At 64.8% G+C, this 18,005-nt stretch carries 21 protein-coding genes and 1 pseudogene; 16 read left to right on the top strand and 6 right to left on the bottom strand.

Going from position 1 to position 18,005, the window contains the following annotated elements:
- The first annotated feature begins 1 nt into the window (after position 1).
- From AC1D1T_RS12620 to AC1D1T_RS12575, 10 genes are all read left to right on the top strand, one after another.
- The gene (locus AC1D1T_RS12620) at positions 2-202 is read left to right on the top strand and encodes a hypothetical protein (RefSeq protein WP_047510573.1); all 201 of its coding nucleotides are present in this window, start codon (positions 2-4) and stop codon (positions 200-202) included.
- Complete coding sequence (locus AC1D1T_RS12615; RefSeq protein ID WP_477825166.1) at positions 199-1,053, top strand: HDOD domain-containing protein; 855 nt, start codon at positions 199-201, stop codon at positions 1,051-1,053. The genes AC1D1T_RS12620 and AC1D1T_RS12615 overlap by 4 nt, the downstream gene beginning before the upstream one ends.
- Before the next feature lie 9 nt (positions 1,054-1,062).
- On the top strand, positions 1,063-1,983 hold the full coding sequence (locus AC1D1T_RS12610; RefSeq protein WP_477825165.1) for an ATP-binding protein: 921 nt from the start codon (positions 1,063-1,065) through the stop codon (positions 1,981-1,983).
- 13 nt (positions 1,984-1,996) lie between these two features.
- On the top strand, positions 1,997-3,340 hold the full coding sequence (gene nosR, locus AC1D1T_RS12605) for a response regulator c-di-GMP phosphodiesterase, NosR family (protein WP_465113730.1): 1,344 nt from the start codon (positions 1,997-1,999) through the stop codon (positions 3,338-3,340).
- Positions 3,340-3,879 carry a response regulator gene (locus tag AC1D1T_RS12600; protein WP_047510570.1) on the top strand — a complete coding sequence of 180 codons (540 nt, stop codon included), beginning with the start codon at positions 3,340-3,342 and terminating at the stop codon, positions 3,877-3,879. Before nosR ends, AC1D1T_RS12600 begins: the two co-directional genes overlap by 1 nt.
- 118 nt (positions 3,880-3,997) lie before the next feature.
- On the top strand, positions 3,998-4,828 hold the full coding sequence (locus AC1D1T_RS12595) for a DUF6502 family protein (protein WP_477825163.1): 831 nt from the start codon (positions 3,998-4,000) through the stop codon (positions 4,826-4,828).
- Positions 4,825-6,003, top strand: coding sequence for a DUF4382 domain-containing protein (locus AC1D1T_RS12590; RefSeq protein ID WP_477825162.1), 1,179 nt, complete (start codon positions 4,825-4,827; stop codon positions 6,001-6,003). Before AC1D1T_RS12595 ends, AC1D1T_RS12590 begins: the two co-directional genes overlap by 4 nt.
- Before the next feature lie 8 nt (positions 6,004-6,011).
- The gene (locus tag AC1D1T_RS12585; RefSeq protein WP_477991941.1) at positions 6,012-6,488 is read left to right on the top strand and encodes a class I SAM-dependent methyltransferase; all 477 of its coding nucleotides are present in this window, start codon (positions 6,012-6,014) and stop codon (positions 6,486-6,488) included.
- Between the two features lie 316 nt (positions 6,489-6,804).
- Positions 6,805-7,992: a branched-chain amino acid ABC transporter substrate-binding protein gene (locus AC1D1T_RS12580; protein ID WP_477991940.1), complete on the top strand. Its 1,188-nt coding sequence runs from the start codon at positions 6,805-6,807 to the stop codon at positions 7,990-7,992.
- Positions 7,993-7,997: 5 nt separating this feature from the next.
- On the top strand, positions 7,998-9,683 hold the full coding sequence (locus AC1D1T_RS12575; RefSeq protein WP_465113735.1) for an HAL/PAL/TAL family ammonia-lyase: 1,686 nt from the start codon (positions 7,998-8,000) through the stop codon (positions 9,681-9,683).
- Positions 9,684-9,784: 101 nt separating this feature from the next.
- Here the strand turns inward: AC1D1T_RS12575 and AC1D1T_RS12570 are convergent, their stop codons facing one another.
- A complete protein-coding gene (locus tag AC1D1T_RS12570; protein WP_477825159.1) occupies positions 9,785-10,897 on the bottom strand; it encodes an ATP-binding protein in 1,113 nt (370 codons plus the stop codon).
- Here AC1D1T_RS12570 and AC1D1T_RS12565 point away from each other — a divergent pair.
- From AC1D1T_RS12565 to AC1D1T_RS12545, 5 genes are all read left to right on the top strand, one after another.
- On the top strand, positions 10,887-11,108 hold the full coding sequence (locus tag AC1D1T_RS12565; RefSeq protein WP_465113737.1) for a hypothetical protein: 222 nt from the start codon (positions 10,887-10,889) through the stop codon (positions 11,106-11,108). The two genes, AC1D1T_RS12570 and AC1D1T_RS12565, sit on opposite strands and share 11 nt — an antisense overlap.
- 222 nt (positions 11,109-11,330) lie before the next feature.
- On the top strand, positions 11,331-11,891 hold the full coding sequence (locus AC1D1T_RS12560; protein WP_477825158.1) for a GNAT family N-acetyltransferase: 561 nt from the start codon (positions 11,331-11,333) through the stop codon (positions 11,889-11,891).
- Positions 11,892-12,016: 125 nt separating this feature from the next.
- The gene (locus tag AC1D1T_RS12555; protein WP_477991939.1) at positions 12,017-12,577 is read left to right on the top strand and encodes a PH domain-containing protein; all 561 of its coding nucleotides are present in this window, start codon (positions 12,017-12,019) and stop codon (positions 12,575-12,577) included.
- Positions 12,578-12,598: 21 nt separating this feature from the next.
- Positions 12,599-12,835 (top strand): hypothetical protein, encoded by a 237-nt coding sequence (locus tag AC1D1T_RS12550; RefSeq protein ID WP_477828748.1) that lies wholly within the window; start codon positions 12,599-12,601, stop codon positions 12,833-12,835.
- A 66-nt stretch (positions 12,836-12,901) separates the two neighbouring features.
- Positions 12,902-13,279, top strand: a complete 378-nt coding sequence (locus AC1D1T_RS12545; RefSeq protein WP_477842943.1) for a hypothetical protein — start codon at positions 12,902-12,904, stop codon at positions 13,277-13,279.
- A 554-nt stretch (positions 13,280-13,833) separates the two neighbouring features.
- Here the strand turns inward: AC1D1T_RS12545 and AC1D1T_RS12540 are convergent.
- Positions 13,834-14,760 (bottom strand): alpha/beta fold hydrolase, encoded by a 927-nt coding sequence (locus AC1D1T_RS12540; RefSeq protein WP_477991938.1) that lies wholly within the window; start codon positions 14,758-14,760, stop codon positions 13,834-13,836.
- An 84-nt stretch (positions 14,761-14,844) separates the two neighbouring features.
- Between AC1D1T_RS12540 and AC1D1T_RS12535 the strand changes: the two genes are divergently transcribed.
- On the top strand, positions 14,845-15,210 hold the full coding sequence (locus tag AC1D1T_RS12535; protein WP_477829481.1) for a MerR family transcriptional regulator: 366 nt from the start codon (positions 14,845-14,847) through the stop codon (positions 15,208-15,210).
- A 623-nt stretch (positions 15,211-15,833) separates the two neighbouring features.
- On the opposite strand, the gene AC1D1T_RS12530 is transcribed toward AC1D1T_RS12535, so the two are convergent.
- From AC1D1T_RS12530 to AC1D1T_RS12515, 4 genes and pseudogenes are all read right to left on the bottom strand, one after another.
- Positions 15,834-16,256, bottom strand: coding sequence for a hypothetical protein (locus tag AC1D1T_RS12530; protein ID WP_477842947.1), 423 nt, complete (start codon positions 16,254-16,256; stop codon positions 15,834-15,836).
- A gap of 16 nt (positions 16,257-16,272) precedes the next feature.
- Positions 16,273-16,752 carry a hypothetical protein gene (locus AC1D1T_RS12525; protein ID WP_477829736.1) on the bottom strand — a complete coding sequence of 160 codons (480 nt, stop codon included), beginning with the start codon at positions 16,750-16,752 and terminating at the stop codon, positions 16,273-16,275.
- Between the two features lie 491 nt (positions 16,753-17,243).
- On the bottom strand, positions 17,244-17,627 hold the full coding sequence (locus AC1D1T_RS12520) for a hypothetical protein (RefSeq protein ID WP_477842949.1): 384 nt from the start codon (positions 17,625-17,627) through the stop codon (positions 17,244-17,246).
- 88 nt (positions 17,628-17,715) lie between these two features.
- Positions 17,716-18,005 (bottom strand): annotated as a pseudogene (locus AC1D1T_RS12515) (ribosome biogenesis GTPase YlqF); the annotation flags it as partial.

Below are 18,005 nucleotides of genomic sequence, written 5' to 3'. Positions count from 1 at the left end.
CATGTCGAACGATCACCACGGGGCAACGGTCCCCGGCCAACCGCCGGCCGGTCCTGCCGCACCCACCGCCACGCCGCGCATCGCGAGTCCGGACGACGTGCGCGAGCGCCTGGCCTACCTGTTTCGCGCGTCGCTGCAGGAGGGTCGCCTGCACCCGCTGTTCCACCTGATCCAGCAGTACCGGCTCGAGGAGCACGCATGAAGGCGCCGGACCTCGCACTCCAGCCCGATGCGGTGCACGCCAAGGTGCGCACGCTGCCGGCGCTGCCGCAGGCGGTGGTCGAGCTGCGCTCGGCCTTGCGGCGCGAAGACGTCGCCGTCGACGAGCTGGCGACCACGATCTCGCACGACCAGGCGCTGACGGCCAAGACGCTGCGCCTGGCCAACTCGTCCTTCTACGGCGTGACCGGCCGCGTCTCGTCGATCCGCGATGCGATCAACATCCTGGGACTGCGCACCGTCGCGACGGTGGCGACCACCGCGGTGGTGATCTCCAGCTTCGACCGCACCGCCTGCACCGGTTTCGACTTCGACGGCTTCTGGCGCCATGCACTGGCCACCGCGTTCTGCGCCCAGGAACTGGCGGCCGCCACGCGCCTGGACGCCGAGGCGGCCTTCTCCGCCGGGCTGATGCACGACATCGGCCGCCTCGCGCTCGCCACCTACTTTCCGCTCGAGCTGAGCCAGACCATCGACTGGGCGGCCCGCCACGACATCCACTCGCTCGAGGCGGAACGGCTGATGCTGAACACCGACCATGCCATGGTCGGCGGCCTGATCGCCGAGCACTGGCATTTCGCGCCGGCGATCGCCGAGGCGATCCGCTGCCACCACGAACTGCCTGCGCACACCGGCGCGACGCTGGCCGACCTGGTGCACGTGGCCGACAACATGACCCATGCGCTCGACCTGTCGGGCCTGGACGAAGACATGGTGCCGCCGCTCTCGCTGGACGCCTGGCAGCGCATCGCCCTGACGCCGCAGCAGGCCCAGCGCACCTTCGAACGAACCGAGCGGCAGGCGCGCAGCGTGCGCGAATCGCTGACCGTCTAGGAGACACCCATGGATGCACATGAAGTGGCTGCCAGCCAGCTCACCCCTACCCAGGTCGAGGCGCTGCTGCGCGCCAACGAGGAACTCACCGAACTGAACCGCAAGCTGTCGGACGCGCAGGACAAGCTGGTCCAGTCGGAGAAGCTGGCCTCGATCGGCCAGCTGGCCGCCGGCGTGGCGCACGAGATCAACAACCCGATCGGATTCATCTTCTCGAACTTCGGAACGTTGGAGAAATACCTCGCGCAGCTGTTCGACATGCTCAAGGCGTATGAAGAGGCCGAACCCGTGCTGGCCGGCAGCCCGGTCGCGGCGCGGCTGCTGCGCCTGCGCGAGGAGATCGAGCTCGACTACCTGAAGGACGACATCCCGGCGCTGATGGCCGAGTCCAAGGACGGCATCCAGCGCGTTCGCAAGATCGTGCAGGACCTGAAGGACTTCTCGCGCGTCGACGCGCGCCAGGAATGGGAGTGGGTCAGCCTGCACACCGGCATCGACTCGACGCTCAACATCGTCAACAACGAGATCAAGTACAAGGCCGACGTCGTCAAGCAGTACGGCGAACTGCCCGAGGTGGAGTGCCTGCCGTCCGAGCTGAACCAGGTGTTCATGAACCTGCTCGTCAACGCGGCGCACGCCATCAGCGCCGAGCGCGGCACGATCACCATCAGGACGGGCACGCAGGGCGACGAAGCCTGGGTCGACATCTCGGACAACGGCTGCGGCATCCCGGCCGAGAACCTGAAGCGGATCTTCGACCCGTTCTTCACCACCAAGCCGGTCGGCAAGGGCACCGGGCTCGGCCTGTCGCTCTCCTACGGCATCGTCAAGAAGCACGGCGGGCGCATCGAGGTGAACAGCGAACCCGGCCGCGGCACCGCGTTCCGCGTCAGCGTTCCGGTCAAGCGCGTGGCCGCGCTGGCGGACTGAGCCGGTACCTGCGATGCAAGCCACTGCCCTGCCCGACACCGCGCCGTGCGCGCCCGCCGGCGAAGCGCCGGTGCCGGCGGCGCCCGCCCCGTGGACCATCCTGTGCGTCGACGACGAGCCCAACATCCTGTCGTCGCTGAAGCGCGCGCTGCGCGGCCCGCAGTACCGCGTCGTCACCGCAGGCAGCGGGAGCGAGGCGCTGGCGCTGATGGAAAGCGAGCCGGTCGACCTGATCATCTCCGACATGCGCATGCCCGGCATGGACGGTGCGCAGCTGCTGGGCCAGGTCCGCCGGCGCTGGCCCGGCACGATGCGCATCCTGCTGACCGGCTATGCCGACGTCGACTCGACCATCGCCGCCATCAACGAAGGCCAGATCTACCGCTACGTCAACAAGCCGTGGGACGACGGCGAATTGCGGGTCACCGTCGCGCAGGCGCTGGAGCGGCTGGGGCTGGAGCGCGAGAAGGCCCGCCTCGAGGCATTGACGCATGCGCAGAACGAGGAACTGCGCGGCTTCAACGCGCAGCTCGAGCGGCGCGTGCAGGAACGCACCGTCGAGGTCACGCAGGCGCACGACAAGCTCAAGCGCAACTACATGACCTCGATCAAGGTGTTCTCCAACCTGATCGAGCTGCGCGGCGGCCAGCTGACGGGGCACGGACGCCGCATGGCCGAGTCGACGCGCCAGCTGGCCAAGGCGATGGGCTGCAACGGCGAAGACACGCAGACGGTGTTCGTCGCGGCGCTGCTGCACGACATCGGCCTGATCGGACTGTCCGACGAGGTCCTCGCGAAGCCGATTCCCAAGCTGACGGCCGAAGAGCTCGCGACCTATCGCAAGCATCCCGTCCTGGGCGAGCAGTCGCTGCTGGCGCTGGACGACATGCAGCCGGTGGCCACGCTGATCCGCGCGCACCACGAGCGCTTCGACGGCCAGGGCTTTCCCGACGGCCGCTGCGGCGCCGACATCCCGCTGGGCGCGCGCATCCTGGCGGTGGCCGACGCCTACGACGACCTGCTGAACGGCCACCTGGGCGCGCCGGGGCTGAAGACGGCGCAGGTGCGAACGCTGATGATGCACGGCCGGGGCAGCCAGTTCGACCCCGAGGTGCTGGACGTCTTCCTGCACATCAACCAGCCGAGCGCGCCGCAGCCGCCGGCGCCACTGTCGATGACCACGGAATCGCTGCAGCCCGGCATGGTGCTGGCAGCCGACCTGATCTCGCGCGAGGGCGCGGTGCTGCTGGCGACCGACCACGTGCTGACGGCCGACACCATCCGCCGCATCCGCCTCTATGAACAACGCGAAGGCATTCGCATCGAGCTGCGCGTGCGGCCCTCCCGGAGAACCTGATGAAAGCATCCATCCTGCTGGTCGACGACGAACCCCATGTGCTCGCGGCCCTGCAACGCGTGCTGCGGCTGCCCTTGCGCGACCTGGCCCGCGTCGAGCTGTTCAGCGACACCCGGCTCGCACTGGCGCGCGTGCGCGAGCATGCGTTCGACGTGGTGGTGTCCGATTTCCGCATGCCCCAGCAGGACGGCGTGGCCTTCCTGCGCGAGGTGCGCGAGGTGCAGCCACGCGCGGTGCCGATGATCGTCAGCGGCTCCGCCGACGTCGCCACGCTGGTGCGTGCCGTCAATGACGCCCAGGTGTTCCGCTACATCCTCAAGCCGTGGAGCGACGACGAACTGGTCGGCAGCGTGAAGGCCGCGCTGGCGCACGCGCAGGCCTCGAAGGAAGAGGCGCTGCTCGCCGACGCCATGCGGGTGCGGGAGGGCCGCCTGCCGGCGCTCGAGGCGGAGCGGCGGCGCCTCGAATCCGAAGAACCGGGCCTCACGCACGTGGACTGGGGGCCGAACGGCGAAGTGCTGATGCCGCCGCTGTCCTGAGCGCGCGACCCACGGCCGCTCACTCCTTCATGGGGCGAGGTCCGCCCCGGGAGGCGAATTTCGTTTGACGGCCACAAGATTTGGGATAAAAATCCCAAATATGAATCCAACGACTGCCGTGCAGAACGCCGTCGCCAGCGCCGTCACCCGTGTCCTGCGGCCCCTGGTGCGGCTGCTGCTTCGCCATTCGATCCCCTTCGCAGCCTTCCAGGAGCTGGCAAAGCACGTCTACGTCGAGGTGGCGCTCCAGGAGTTCGCGCTGCCAGGCAAGAAGGCATCGATCTCCCGCGCATCGATCCTGACGGGCCTGTCTCGCAAGGATGTGCAACGCCTGCTGGAAAGCGAAGGTCCTGACAGCGCCACCACCGCGCAGGAGTACAACCGCGCGGCCCGCGTCCTCACCGGATGGATTCGCGATCCGGACTATCTCGACGGCTCCGGCCAGCCCATGGCCGTCGCCATCGACGGCGAACGCAGCTTTGCCACGCTGGTCAAGCGGCACAGCGGCGACATGCCTGCCCGGGCCGTGCTCGATGAGCTGCTTCGCGTCGGCGCGATCGGCCGGCGCGAGGACGGCCTCATCGAGCCCTTGCAGCGCGCGTACGTCCCCCAGGCCGGCGTGCTGGAGAAACTGAGCATCCTGGGGAGCGACACCTCCGATCTGATCGACACCATCGACCACAACGTCCAGCACGGCTCGACCGACCCGCGCTATCAGCGCAAGGTCATGTACGACAGCATCCCGACCCGCGACCTGGGAGCGTTCCGGAAGATCAGCGCCACCAAGGCTCAAGCCCTGCTCGAGACCCTGGACAGCTGGCTCGCGGCACACGACACCGACGACGAGCCGGGGCAGCCACCCGTCCCGCGATCCCGCGTCGGGCTGGGCATCTATTACTTCGAGGAGCCGCTGGCGGCTCCCGACACGCAACGAGGTTCGACACCATGAAGACACTCAGAATCGCCGGCGCCAGCCTTGTCGCATCCGTCTTGATCGCCGCGGGCTGTGGCGGCGGCGGCGGAATCGGCGGGACGGGACAGGACGCGGGCACGATGCGGGTGTCGATCGGCGATGCGCCGGCGTGCGGGTACGACTCTGTGAATGTCACCATCGAGCGGGTCCGGGTGAACAAGAGCCCGACGGCGGGTGACGACGAAGCGGGCTGGTCGGAGGTGGTGCTGTCGCCGGCCCGTCGCATCGACTTGCTGACGCTCACGAACGGCGTGCTGGAAGACCTCGGCCAGACCTCGTTGCCGGCCGGCCGGTACACCCAGCTTCGGCTGGTGCTGGCGGCAAACGACGCGGCGCATCCGCTTGCCAATTCGGTGGTGCCGACAGGTGGCCAGGAGACGGCGCTCGAGACTCCGAGCGCCGAGCAGACCGGGCTCAAGCTGAACCTCGACGTGGACGTTCCCGCCGGGAAAGTGGTCGACGTCGCCCTCGACTTCGACGCCTGCAGGTCCGTCGTTCGACTCGGCAACTCCGGCCGCTACAACCTGAAGCCTGTCCTGTCCGCGACGACGGTGTTGTCCGATGCCGGACAGCGGGTGGTCGGCTACGTCGACCCGTCCCTCGCGATCGCCGGCACCACAGTCTCCGTGCAAAGCGCCGGCATCGTGGTCAAGGCCACCGCCCCGGACACGACCGGAAAGTTCGTGCTGTACCCCGTTCCCATCGGAAGCTACGACCTCGTCGTCAGTGCCGCCGGGCATGTGACGGCGGTGACGACAGGCGTGCCTGTGACCCTGGCAGCGTATACCTACGTCGCCAGTGCCGCGCTGCCGATCGCCCCTGCGATCTCCACGCCCGCCGACCGGCAGGTGACCGGAACGGTGACGCCGGCATCGGCCACGGTTCGCGCCCTTCAGACGTTCGGCGGCAACATCACCGTCGAGGTCCGCAGCGGCATCGTGGACGGCCTCAACGGCAGCTTCCAGCTGATGTTGCCGAACGGTGCGCCGGTCTCATCGCCCTACGCCGCGGACCCCCTGCTGCTGAACTTCATCGCAGACGCGGGCGCAGCAGGCCGTTACAGCGTGGAGGCCACCTCCTCCGGCACCTCGAAAGCGCAGGCAGTGGACACATCCGCCCCTGTCGCTCCGTTGAACTTCACGTTCCCCTGACGCCTGCCATGCTGCCGAAGTCCAAAGCCAGCCTCCTGCGATCCCACGCTCACACCTTCACGCCAGGATGGGGACCTCTCTCGACGGCCATGCGCAAGGACGGCAAGGACGGCCGCTCCCTGGGGGTTCGCCCGACGAGCCTGTCCGTGATTGCCATCGGCGGGGAGAACCGGTCGGATCTCGAAGTCCTGCTGATGGAATGCAATGTCGAACTGACGGTCGTCGACAAGTCCGCCGCGGTCATCGACAACCTCAAGCAGCGATTCGGCTCGCTTTCCAAGTACGTTGCATGGAAGGTGGGAGACGTCGTCGACGTTGAGCTGCCGGATCACGCCTACGACGTCTGGTTCGATGGGAACCACTACGGAACGATGCAATGTGAGGCGCGAAGAGCACGGTATGTCGACAAGATGCACCGTTGTGTCCGCGCTGGCGGAACCACCCTGGTGACGGGTCACGTCAGCCCGCCGCCTGGGCCGGTATAGCGAGGTCAGCGAGCGCAGCCTGGCTGCGTGGCGCTGTGCGCGGCAATCTTCGCAAGGCGAAAGCCGTCCATGCCTTTCAGATTCTGAGCGGATCGAATCTGAATAACGGACGGTTGCAATTTCAATATATTCCTGCAAGCCAATCGAGATCCGAGCCGCCGGTTCAAATGCCGCCGGCTGCGCATCAACAACGAGTAACTCATGGAGAGTTTCGTTGCAATATGCAGCACTGATCACGATAACCAGCGGTACGGTCTCTCCCGTATAGTGGCCAGCGGCCCTGCGCCTGGCGCGAGAACCGAAACATCCTCACGGAATGCCCGCCGGCAAGCACGGAATCAGCCAACCCTCCGTCTCCACCCAACCATTCATCATCATGAAGGTCAAATATCCAGCGCTTCTGGCATCTCTCTTCGGCATGGCGAATGCGACAGGGCAACCCGTGGAAATCGTACGCCTGGGCCACGTGGGGCCCACCTCGGGCAATATGGCCCACTATGGCAAAGACACGCGCAATGCAGCATTCATGGCCATCGACGATTTGAATGCTCGAAAGTTGGTCATCGCAGGCAAGCGCATCGAGTTTCGACTCGAGGTGGAGGATGATGCCGGCGACCCACGCCAGGGAACGCTCGCCGCGCAAAAGCTCTGCGATACCGGCGTCGCTGCAGTCATCGGACACATAAACTCCGGTTCGGCCATCCCTGCATCCCGCGTCTATCGGGATTGCGGGATTCCGTTCCTGAGTCCGGGCTCTACCAATCCCAAACTCACGCAACAGGGCTACAAGAACACGTTCCGCATGCTCGCAAGCGACAAGGCGCTGGGTGCGGGGGTGGCAGCCTACGCGGCCAGAAACCTGAAGATCAAAACCATCGCCCTGATCGACGATCGCACGGCCAATGGACAGGGTGTAACCGACGTATTCAGGGCGCGAGCCAAAGCTGCGGGCATCGAAGTGGTCGCCGAAGAGTTCACGAATGACAAGGYGACGGACTTCTCAGCCATCTTGACGAAAATCAAGGGCAAGAACGTGGAGGCGATCTTCTTCGGAGGCGGCGATGCCCAGGCTGGCCCCATGCTGCGCCAGATGCATCAGCTGGGCATGAGCGACGTGCGGTTGCTGGGCGGCGACGGCCTCTGCACCAGTCATCTCGCGGAGCTCGCCGGAAATGCTCCCGCCTTGTCTCGTGTCGTCTGTGCCGAAGGTGGTGCCTCGCTGGCCAGCATGCCCGGTGGTGCGGAGTGGAAGAAGCGCTACGACGCCCGGTTTCCCAAGGAATACATCCTGTTTTCACCGTACACCTATGACGGCTTCCTGGTCATCGCGGATGCGATGAAGCGGTCGAATTCGGTCAATCCACGCCAGTTCGGTCCGAGGATCGTCGAAGCCAACTTCAAGGGCGTCACGACCGAAATCCGGTTCGATGAAGCCGGCGACCTGCAGGCGCCCGCGATCACGCTCTACTCCTACAAGGACGGCGCAAAGACGCCGTTGGAGTGAGCACGATGGGCACGCCGCGAGATCTGGTCGTCCTTGATGGCGGCGACCTGGACAGTCATGGCCTGATCGCCATCGCTCGGTTCAACGCTCCGGTGCAGCTGGCAGCAACGTCGCGCAGCCTGCTCCAGGCAACGAGGCATTACATCGACAGTCGCCTGCTCACCGACAGCGCGCCTTTGATGTACGGGTTCAACACCGGTGTCGGCGCACTCAAGAGCGTTCGAATCGACGCGGATCAAGTGGTGGAATTCCAGACCAACCTGATCCGTGCGGCTTCCGCCGGCACGGGAGAACCGATGCCCGTGGAGGTCGTCCGAGCGATGATGGCACTGCGCGTCAACGCTTTCGCAAGCAACTACTCGGGCGTGCGGTTGGAGATCGTTGACCGTTTGCTGGCGATGCTCAACCACGGCATCACGCCCCTGGTGGCGACCAAGGGCAGCGTGGGCGCCAGTGGCGACCTGGCGCCCCTGGCGATGATGAGTGGCGCCATGATGGGTTTGCCCCGGAGCAAGGTCGAATACAAGGGACAGGTGATGCCGGCGGCAGATGCCTTCCGGGCAGCTGGCCTGCCCTCGACGATCGATGTCCAGGCCAAGGACGCGACGGCACTCATCAACGGCACGACGGCGTCGCTCGCCTATGCGGCCTTGGCTGCCTACGATGCCCGCTGTCTGCTTGGCGAGGCAACGATTTCGCTCGCCCTGTCGCTGGAGGCGTTGCGCGCAGAGTTGTCATGTTTCGATGACAGGGTGATGCTGGCGCGTTTGCATCCAGGGCAACGCGCGGTGGCCGCATCGCTGCGCGGCGTGTTGCACGGCACGCAGCGATGCACCGAGCCCGCCCGGCAGGTGCGCCTGCGCAGCGCAGCCGGGCTTGACGCCACGTTGGCAGGAACGCCCCATGCGCCGCCCATTGCGCCGCGCATCCAGGACGCCTACTCTTTGCGGTGCGCGCCGCAGGTTCATGGTCCGGTGCTCGATGCGCTCGACTACATCGACACGATCCTTGCGACGGAGATGAACAGTGCAACCGACAACCCACTGATCTTTCGAGAAGGCGACGGCTATGCGGTCGTGTCGGGCGGCCACTTTCATGGCCAGTACATCGCGCAGGCCATGGACCTGCTGGCACTGGTTGTCACGGACTTGGCCGCCATCTGCGATCGGCGCAGTGCCCGGCTTGTGGATCCCGCATGCAGCTTCGATTTGCCCGGCGGCCTCATCGCCGAGCGCGCCGGCGTGAACACCGGCCTGGCTGGTGTCCAAAGCATGGGCACCGCACTGGTTCTGGAGAACATGGGGCTTTGCAGCCCCGCCAGCGTGACCAGCTTGCCGGCCAAGGGCAACACCGAAGATCACATCAGCAATTCATGCTTTGCGGCCCGGCGCTCACGCACTGTCGTTCAGAACGCGCAGACGGTGGTTGCGGTGGAAATGCTGCTGGCAACACAGGCGTTGGACCTGGCCGAGAGGGATCTGGCGGCCTTTCCCGTTGGTGCCGGAAGCAGAGCAGCCTGGCAAGCCGTGCGGGCTCACGTACCCGCGTCGCTGGGCAGCGACCGCTGGGTCTGCGAGGACATCGAAGCGCTCAGGGAGTTGGTGGTGGGCGGGGAGATTTCCCGGGCCGTCGAAGCGGCAAGCGGGCCGCTGTGGCCAAATGCATTCAAGCAGCCGGCCGTGCCCGGCTGACAGGAGGCAGCTCGCCCACGCGATCATCTTCGATCTCTGCTTCGCGTTCAGCAGCAACCCGCGCTCGGCACGAACTGATCCGTGCCTCAGGTGCTGATGCCCTACCGGTCGGCATTCTCCGCGGGTGGGCGCTCGCGCCGGATTGCATCCCACCAGTGCCAAGTGTGCGCGGCCGCATCGTAGGCGGTGCGTCCGGGCACCCGGAGCTCCACCTCGGTGCCGCGCCCGATCGCGCTGCGGACGTCCAGCTGCCCACCGATGATGCCGGCGCGCTCGCGCATGCCCGGCAACCCGAAGTGGCTGGCGGGCTGCTGGCCCGCGATCGTCACCGCGTCGATGCCTTTGCCGTCGTCGACGATCGTCAGCCGGAACTGCCGCACGCCGTAGTGCAGCGTGACGGTGATGTGCCGTGCGTCGGCGTGTCGGAAGCTGTTGCGCAGCGCCTCGCCGGCGATGCGCCACGCCTCCTCGCGCACGAGCGGGTTCAAGTTGCGCGTCGCTCCGTCGACCGCGACATTGGCGACAGGCGCGTTGGCCGCCGGATGGGCATTGGTCAAGTCGGCGCCGATCGCAGCGATCGCCTCGGCGAGGTCATTGACCTCGACGGTCGAGGTGCGCAGGCCCTGCACGGCTTGGCGCCCTTCGACGATCGCCGACTCTGCACGATCGAGAGCGAGCTCGAGCCGCTGTTTCGCTTCGAGCGGCCGCTCCGGCAGGGCGTTGAGGGCCGTACGGAACCAGAGCAGCGACGCCTGATAGGTCTGCAGCAGCGTGTCGTGCAGCTCGCGCGCGATGCGTGCACGCTCGCCGAGCCGCGCATAGAGTGCGATTGCGAATCGGCGGTGCAACTGGCGGACGCGCAAGCGGTACGCGAGCCAGAGCGTCGTGAGCAGCAATGCGGCGACAAGGATCCGGAAAGACCACGTCGCATACCACGGCGGCGGAACGCGGATCTTGAGCGCGAGCTCGCTTTCGTTCCAGTCTCCGCGGGCGCCGCGCGCCTGGACCAGAAACGTGTAGTCGCCCGTCGGCAGCATCGTGTACGTCGCACTGCGCCGGGCGCTGTCCGCCTCGTTCCATCTCGTCTCCAACCCTTCGAGCCGGTACCGATAGCGCGTGCGCGCCGGATCGGCATAGTTCAACGCGGCGAAGTCGAACGACACGATGCTGCGCGATTCAAGCTCCAGCGAAGCAGCGGACCAGATGGGCCGCATCAGCGGTGCGCTTCCTGGCCGCACCGGCTCGCCGAACAAGCGAAAGTCGGTCAAGAACACCGGCAGCGCGAGCTTGCGCTCGACGACCTGCCCGGGGAAGAACGAAGCGATCTTCTACATGCTTCCTGTATTTTTTGGGGCGAAGAATGTCCGCATGACATCCAACCCTTCTTTCAAGCGGCCTGGCGGTTCCGCGCAGGTCAAGGGCTGAACTTCTTCTCACGAGGCTGACTTCGTCACGGGCAATCTCTTTCACGGTCAAGTACTGAGGGTTTGGTGACGCCGCTGACCGGCGTCAATCGGCCAGGACCTGTCTTTCGGATGCGTCTGCATTCGAGTGACACCTTGAGCGACTTCGATGCCTCCAGACAGAAGGGACTCGACATGCATAGCGCCGCGCCATGTCGTACTTTGGGATGAGACACTCCGCTCGATGAGCCTGACGTTCTCAATAGAGCCGCTGCACTCGGATGCCTTTGATCCGTTTGCAGCCTACCTCGCCGATCATGTCGCCGACAACGGCCGCGACGGGATGCCACTGTTCCAGCCGCTGGCCAGAGCCGATTCGCGCTTCGAAGGCGAACGCGCCCGTGCCTTTCGGCAGGCACTCGACGTGCCGCTGTTCGAGCCTGGGTGGCGACGTGCTTGGGTTGCGCGCCTGGCCGACGGCCGCATCATTGGCCATATTGATCTCCGCGCGCGAGCTGAAGCCCATACGTCCCATCGCTGCATTCTGGGCATGGGCGTCGACGCTGGGCGGCGCCGCACGGGTGTCGGCGCCGGACTTCTGGCGCATGCACGCGAGTGGGCAACGTCTCAGACTGCTCTCGACTGGATCGACTTGCAGGTTCTATCGTCCAACGATTCGGCGATCCGCCTGTATCGGCGCTCAGGCTTTGTCGATATTGGAGAGATCGTCGACCTGTTTCGTATCGAGGGACGATCGATGGGATTCCGGTCGATGGCGTTGAAACTGATGCGCGAGGGACACTGAGCTGAGAGCCAAAGTCGCCAGCCGGCCAGGTGCGGCCTGTCGCCGGCGACTGCTATCGGGTAGGCTTGCCTCGATCGCCGGGCGGGCAATCACTCGGCGCCGCTACTCGTTTACATAGAAATCCTATGACAGAACTGCCGGAAGAAATTCGTGAGGCGATTGCTCCTGGAGAGCACGCCCTCTGGTGGGGTCGACCGCGTCAAGGAGTCGTTTTGCGCGGCTCCGACGTCTTCACGATTCCATTCAGCCTCATGTGGTGTGGTTTTGCCATCTTCTGGGAGATTGGCGTCGCCAGTTCCGGCTCGGCCCCAGGATTCTTCGTGCTCTGGGGCATACCGTTMGTAGCGGTCGGCCTCTACATGGTGATCGGAAGATTCTTCGTCGAAGCCATGCAGAGGTCGAAGACCTACTACGCGCTGACCTCGGATCGCGTCCTGATCGTCTCTGGAGTCATTTCGCGCACCATCAAATCGCTGTCGCTGAACACCTTGTCCGACGTCACCTTGACCGAGGGGCGCGGTGGCAATGGATCGATTACGTTCGGCCCGCAAAGCCCGTTCGGATCGATGTTCGGTGGAGCGCCTTCTTGGCCTGGAGCGCAACAGCAGTCCCCGCGCTTTGATCTGATCGACAACGCCAAGATTGTTTATGAACAGATCAGAAGCGCACAGCGAATGCCGAAGTGACCAGATCAACGAGGCAAAGCGATGACGCCGGACGACCTTGAGCTGATGCTTGTGCAGTCCCGCCTTGTGGCAACGGCTGAGGCGCTGAGTCGAGGGGCGCGTGCAGCAACACCCGAAGAAGAGGCAGAGAAGTTCAGAGTTGCTCTGGTCCAAACTGGACTGTGGCAAGGAGAGACTGATGCGGGCGCGCTCAATCGCTACTCTGTTGGTGAAATGTCCATCGAGGATCTCGCACAATACTTCAGCCTCCGGCCTTGACCTATCCATGGCGAGAGTTCGCCCGGCGGGTGGGGCGACCTTCTCGTGCCAAACGCAAGGACTCACGTGGAGAACGACTCACCTTCTGCCGCTTTCCGACTCGGCGCATGCCTGCTGGCGGCGCTCGTTGGACTTGCTCTAGGCTTCGTGCCAGCAATCGGGTTCGCCGCTGCTTCAGTATTCCCTTCCGTTCCTTTCGCAGTGTGGGTGTTTGGAACATCCGTCATTCTTGGAGCCGTCTCATACGTCGTCCCTTCCTTTGCGTTCGCACTCTTCCCTGCTGTGGCACACATGTTCGCTGGCGCGGCGAAACAGGCGGTTTGGCTAGGCGACAACGATCTCCCTGGTCCAGAGCCCTCCGCGCCCAGCTATCTCAAGGTAGCGTTCTATGCAGGTGCGGTCGCGCTGGTCGTCATCGTTCTGATCGTCAAACGTTCCTCGTAGGGATGGAATGCGGCTCACGCCTCCATCGACTGGCCGCTTTTCCGACTTTGGGCTCAGGGCGCCTGCCATGCCAGACGCTGAGTGACCGCTATGCACCCGTGAGACTGGCGATGCGAAGGTCCGCAATGGGTCGATAGCTCTGCTTCGCGGCTCGCAGGAGCGGCCGTTCGGCTTGGTCAGCACCGGCACGCAGCCCGGTCCATTCGGGCTTGACTGAACGAACCCAACGCGTTGCGCGACGAAGGTCTCCTCTCCGCCAGAGCGGTCGCTCGGGCGACAGGCTCTGACCGACCGCAACCAGCCTGAAGCGGTCGACCGGTCCTTGCCCGAAGGAAGATCGTCATGCGCCATGGATATGAGTCCCTCGTGAGGCGCCTGGCGCAGCGCGGTCACTTGCGGCTACAAGAGTCGCAGCGCCCGATGATGGGCGAAGCGTTGGATGCTGCCGGCGCCAGGCTCCGGGCCGCCTGCGAAGGCCCGCCGCAGTTCGACGGGGTTGCGTCTGCATCGGTGCGCCTCCGGCCAAGGATGCGGGCTCGATAGCGTCGAGCCACTCAGTGGTCGGCGGGATGAGCCTTCGCGATGAACCCTGCCAGGTCATCGTTGAACCGCTGGGGCGATTCAAGAAATGGCGCGTGTCCCGTGTCGGGATAGAAGAGCGTCCGGATCGATGGATTGAGTTGCTGGGCACGCCCGGCGCTGGCGTCGGCCCGCACCAGGGCGTCCAACTCGCCATAGATCTGGAGCATGGGCTTCCGAACGCCCTGGAGCCCCTTCGCAGCATCGACCGTCATGCGGTGCACGACACGCTGCATGTCGAACGATGCCAGCGCAGCATTGGCCAGCAGGCGTTGGACGACTTCATCCACGGGCGGGCGATGGAAACACAGCGTGAGAAAGGCGCGTTCTGCATCGAGCCGAGTGCGCAGGTCCAGGGAACTCATGTCTCGATAAACCTCGGGATGCGGCTGGATCTGCGCCGCGTCCAGCTCGATGACGCCGCCCACGTAGACCACGCCAGCGATGTCCGCATCGCCGTACTTCGCAAGGTAGTTGGAAATGACGGCAGCGCCCAGCGACCATCCAACCAGCATGGGCCGACCGGACTTCGACTTGCGGATGACCGCATCCAGGTCGTCCGCCCACCGCAGCCCATCGGTGTACATCTGCGGCGCCGAGGGATGGCCGGACTGCCCATGGCCCCGCAGGTCATAGGTGATCAGGCGGTAGCGTTGCAGTACCGGGCTGTCGACCTGCGCCTGCCAGCTGAGGTGGCTGCCCAACAGGCCGTGCACGAAGATCACAGGCGTTCCGCCGGGGTCGCCCGCCTCCTGGATCGACAAGGTCACGCCATCCGAAGAGAYGGCCGTGTAGTGCCTGGAGGGGGGCTCGGCCCACGCGAGGTTGATCGCAGTCGCTGCGAGGGCAAGCAGGCCGGCCACGAGCGCGCGAGATAGCATGCCGAACGGCAAGAGGGTCATGGAGTTGCTCCTGATGAGACAAAGGGGCGCTGACTGTCGAGCCTCACATCCGTGTCAGGGTCAAGCCGTCGTTCTCGAATCCCCATGAAGCCTGTTGGATTACTCACCATCGGCGCACTGTCCCGCCTCACCGGCATCAGCGCGCGGGCGATTCGGCATTACGACGCCCTGAAGCTGTTGAATTCTTCGCGCGCAGAAAACGGCTACAGGAAGTTCGAGTCCGGCGCAGCCGTGCAGGTGCGCCAGATCCAACGGCTCCTGGCCGCCGGTCTGAGTCTTGATGAGATCCGGACCTTCCCCGGCTGCATGCTGCTGATCGAAGGCGCCACGCCCTGCGAGCAGACCTTGTCGGCGCAACGCGAGCGGCTGGCCCTCATCGAGGCGCAGATCGACGACCTGGAGCGCCGGCGCGCGCGATTGCGCGAGATGCTGGGCGACCACAGCGGCTGACTCTGGCTCGACTCCTTCGCGCGGCCCGCGATTCGCCAGCACCTGCCTACCGTCGCCTCCTGAGGCATTCGACTCCTGGCAAGCCCGTCTGGAGGCTGCGGCCTTCACCACTGCGGAGCCAACCAGAAAGGGATTCTGGTGTCGCGGCTCGGAGTCGAGAACCCGCTCAGGCATTGGCCAGGCCGATCTTTGACGCAATTTCGGCACACCCAGAGTTGCCCTCTGAAGCCAAGTCTTTTTGCATCGATGCCCGCGCGACGATCGACTCTCCTCGGTCCCTCGGAGCCTCGACGCATGGCTGAACATACTCGCCCTCAGCTCTCAGCAGGGGTTGCCTGCTGCGCAGCGGTTGCGGTCGGTCGCTTCGAGCTTTCGAGCGGCCGCTTGCTGCCTCAATGCGGACGCTGCGACGTTCTGGGGGGAGCCGAGCGATCGGTCAAGCGACGCGGCGCCGACGGACGCTTGTCGAAGCGCTGTGCCGCCAGTGGATCGGGGTGGGGTTGAACGTCCGCCGCGCGCCTGCGCGAACTGGCACTGTCGACCCGTTGCGGAAGTTCGTTCGGCCGAACTCAGTGCCGCGAAGCGGTTATTCAGAAAGCACGTTGATGCAGCGCGCGAGTCCCTCACATATGAGGGTGCTGGCCTTCATGTGTGCGACCTAGCCGCCGGGTAAAAATTCTGATCAACCAGGCGCGAAGAGCATTCGGCAAAGAAGCGATCATGAGTGCAAGCGCGCCGATGGTGAATACGATTGATATGCCGCCGCCGACGTGGGAGCACGTTGGCAATCCATCAACGAATCCCAGCGAACCGCCGCAGTCCATCTCGACGAAAGCGAAGGAAATGGCMGCTCCTAGTGCAAACATCCCGAGCCATGCGCCTGGGGACGGCACCATTTTGGCCTCAGCCGCCATATGCCTCCAGAAGTACGCAGCGCACGCGGTGGCCGCGGCCGCAACCGCGACAAAAGGGATGATCTGTAGGTTTTCAGGGGCGAGCCAAATAAAAAGTGCAGCCACCTCCAACCAGAGGAAGACGAAGCTCACGCACGCCGCGGTGACTTCAGCAGTCCTCGTGCTCATGTCGATAGGGGCATAGCGGCCATGCCTTCAGAACCTCCAAGCTCACCGGCGCTCGCGAAGCCCAGATCACCAGCCTGTACGAGTCCTCTCCGTCGAGCCCATTCTCGCTGAGGGAGTTCAGCCCCGAAAACAGTGCGAGAACCGTGTATGTGCCGGGCGGCACCGCTCGGGAGTAGACCTCGCCACCCGTGCATTCATGGACCTGCAAGTTTCCCGTCGGCAAGTCCAGGGAGCACCGAATCACGTGATCGTATCCAGCGAGGTCAATCGTCGGAGCGGAGTCGAAAACCTCCAGCGTCACGGGTACGGTGGTGTTTCTAAGCGGGCAGATGACCAAGACGTTCGCGGCAGCCTTCGCCCTTCGTTCCACATCGACATCCGTCCAGTCGGTCGGCGCATCGGGGAAGATGCCACCGTCCTGAACATAGAACTGGTTGTAGTCGGCGAAAACGTCGAGCACGACAGTTTGTCGAGCATTCATGCGTTATCGGCCTCCGTCCGAGAAGGGCCCTATTGGCATCGACACTCGCTCGGCCCTTTGCCTCGCATGCCAGCCGTTTGTGCTGAGGAGAAGACGGGCACCATTTCTCCGCGCCGATCGACCGCACTGCACCTCTTCACGCAGTTTGCTTCCTCGCCGGGAAGGAGTCCGGCGAGAAGCGACACAGCGAGCGTGAAGGCGACGAACGAGGCAAAGCCGACAAATACAGTCAACCCCGTGTGGCGTCGAGTTTGCGCGTGAGGCATGGTCTTGGTTACTCGCGTCCGATTCAATCGGCTTCGTCCAGGGGGCTTGAACAAGAAGTCTATCGGCTCGCTCGACAGCAGTCATCCGCGAGCGGCAGGAAGTGGCCGATTGTTGTCAGTCAGCTGCTGCGCCTTGTCGGCGGTAGGCGATCCGTTGCCGCAGGTCAATTTCTCGATCTGCCCACCCGGGAGCGGGCATTGCGCTCAGGCTTCTTCCCAGATGACGCCTTCCGTCCCATGGTTGAACCTGGCTCTCAGGCGGCTTCGGTTCAGGGGATCACTTTTGAGCCGATCTCCAATTGCAGCTTTGACCACCGCGCTACGTTCTGCATCAACAGCCAAAATTCCGTGGGGTTCTGCCGCAACTTCGTTTCGTTTACGCGCAGCTTCCCATCGAAGCCAGATGCCCCAGTCCTCCATCACCAGCCCTAGCAGACTCGGATCGACAGGAGACAGGAAGTACGTATCGCCGTATTCATCAGTGCTGTGGTCGAACTCGGCTTCGTAGATGTGCGGCACGCCGTTCCATTCCGCGATGCCAAGACGCGGGCCATCGTAATAGTCGTGGACGGTAAGTATTCGATCCATCGAGATAGCCTACCTGAAAGCAGACCTTGGCGACCGGCAGCAGCTGGCCGTCGTCGGTCCCAGGCTCCCCATGGAAGACGACATGACGTCACGCCTTCCCGCGTGCTTCCTTCTTCGCTTTTCGCGTCTCTTCGGCCACGATGCCGGCTGCCCGCCAGTGCGCGAACTCGTCCGGCGTCTCGAGCGTGACGCGGCCCCAGGCGCCGCTGCGGAAGTCGTTCAACGCCACCTCAGCGGCTTTCTGCATGTTCACGCGGCCACCGGGCAGCAGGCCGCCGCGCTTGCGGCCCACTTCGGCCAGCAATGCCTCGTCGGTCATCGCCGAGAAGTCGGCAAGCTTGTAGCGCGCCACCAGTCGGTCCGCGTAGGTCCGCGTAG

This window comes from Rhizobacter sp. P2_H3 (assembly GCF_056403355.1).
The sequence above is the reverse complement of the archived record's forward strand: the minus strand, read 5'-3'. Positions and strand labels throughout refer to the sequence as shown.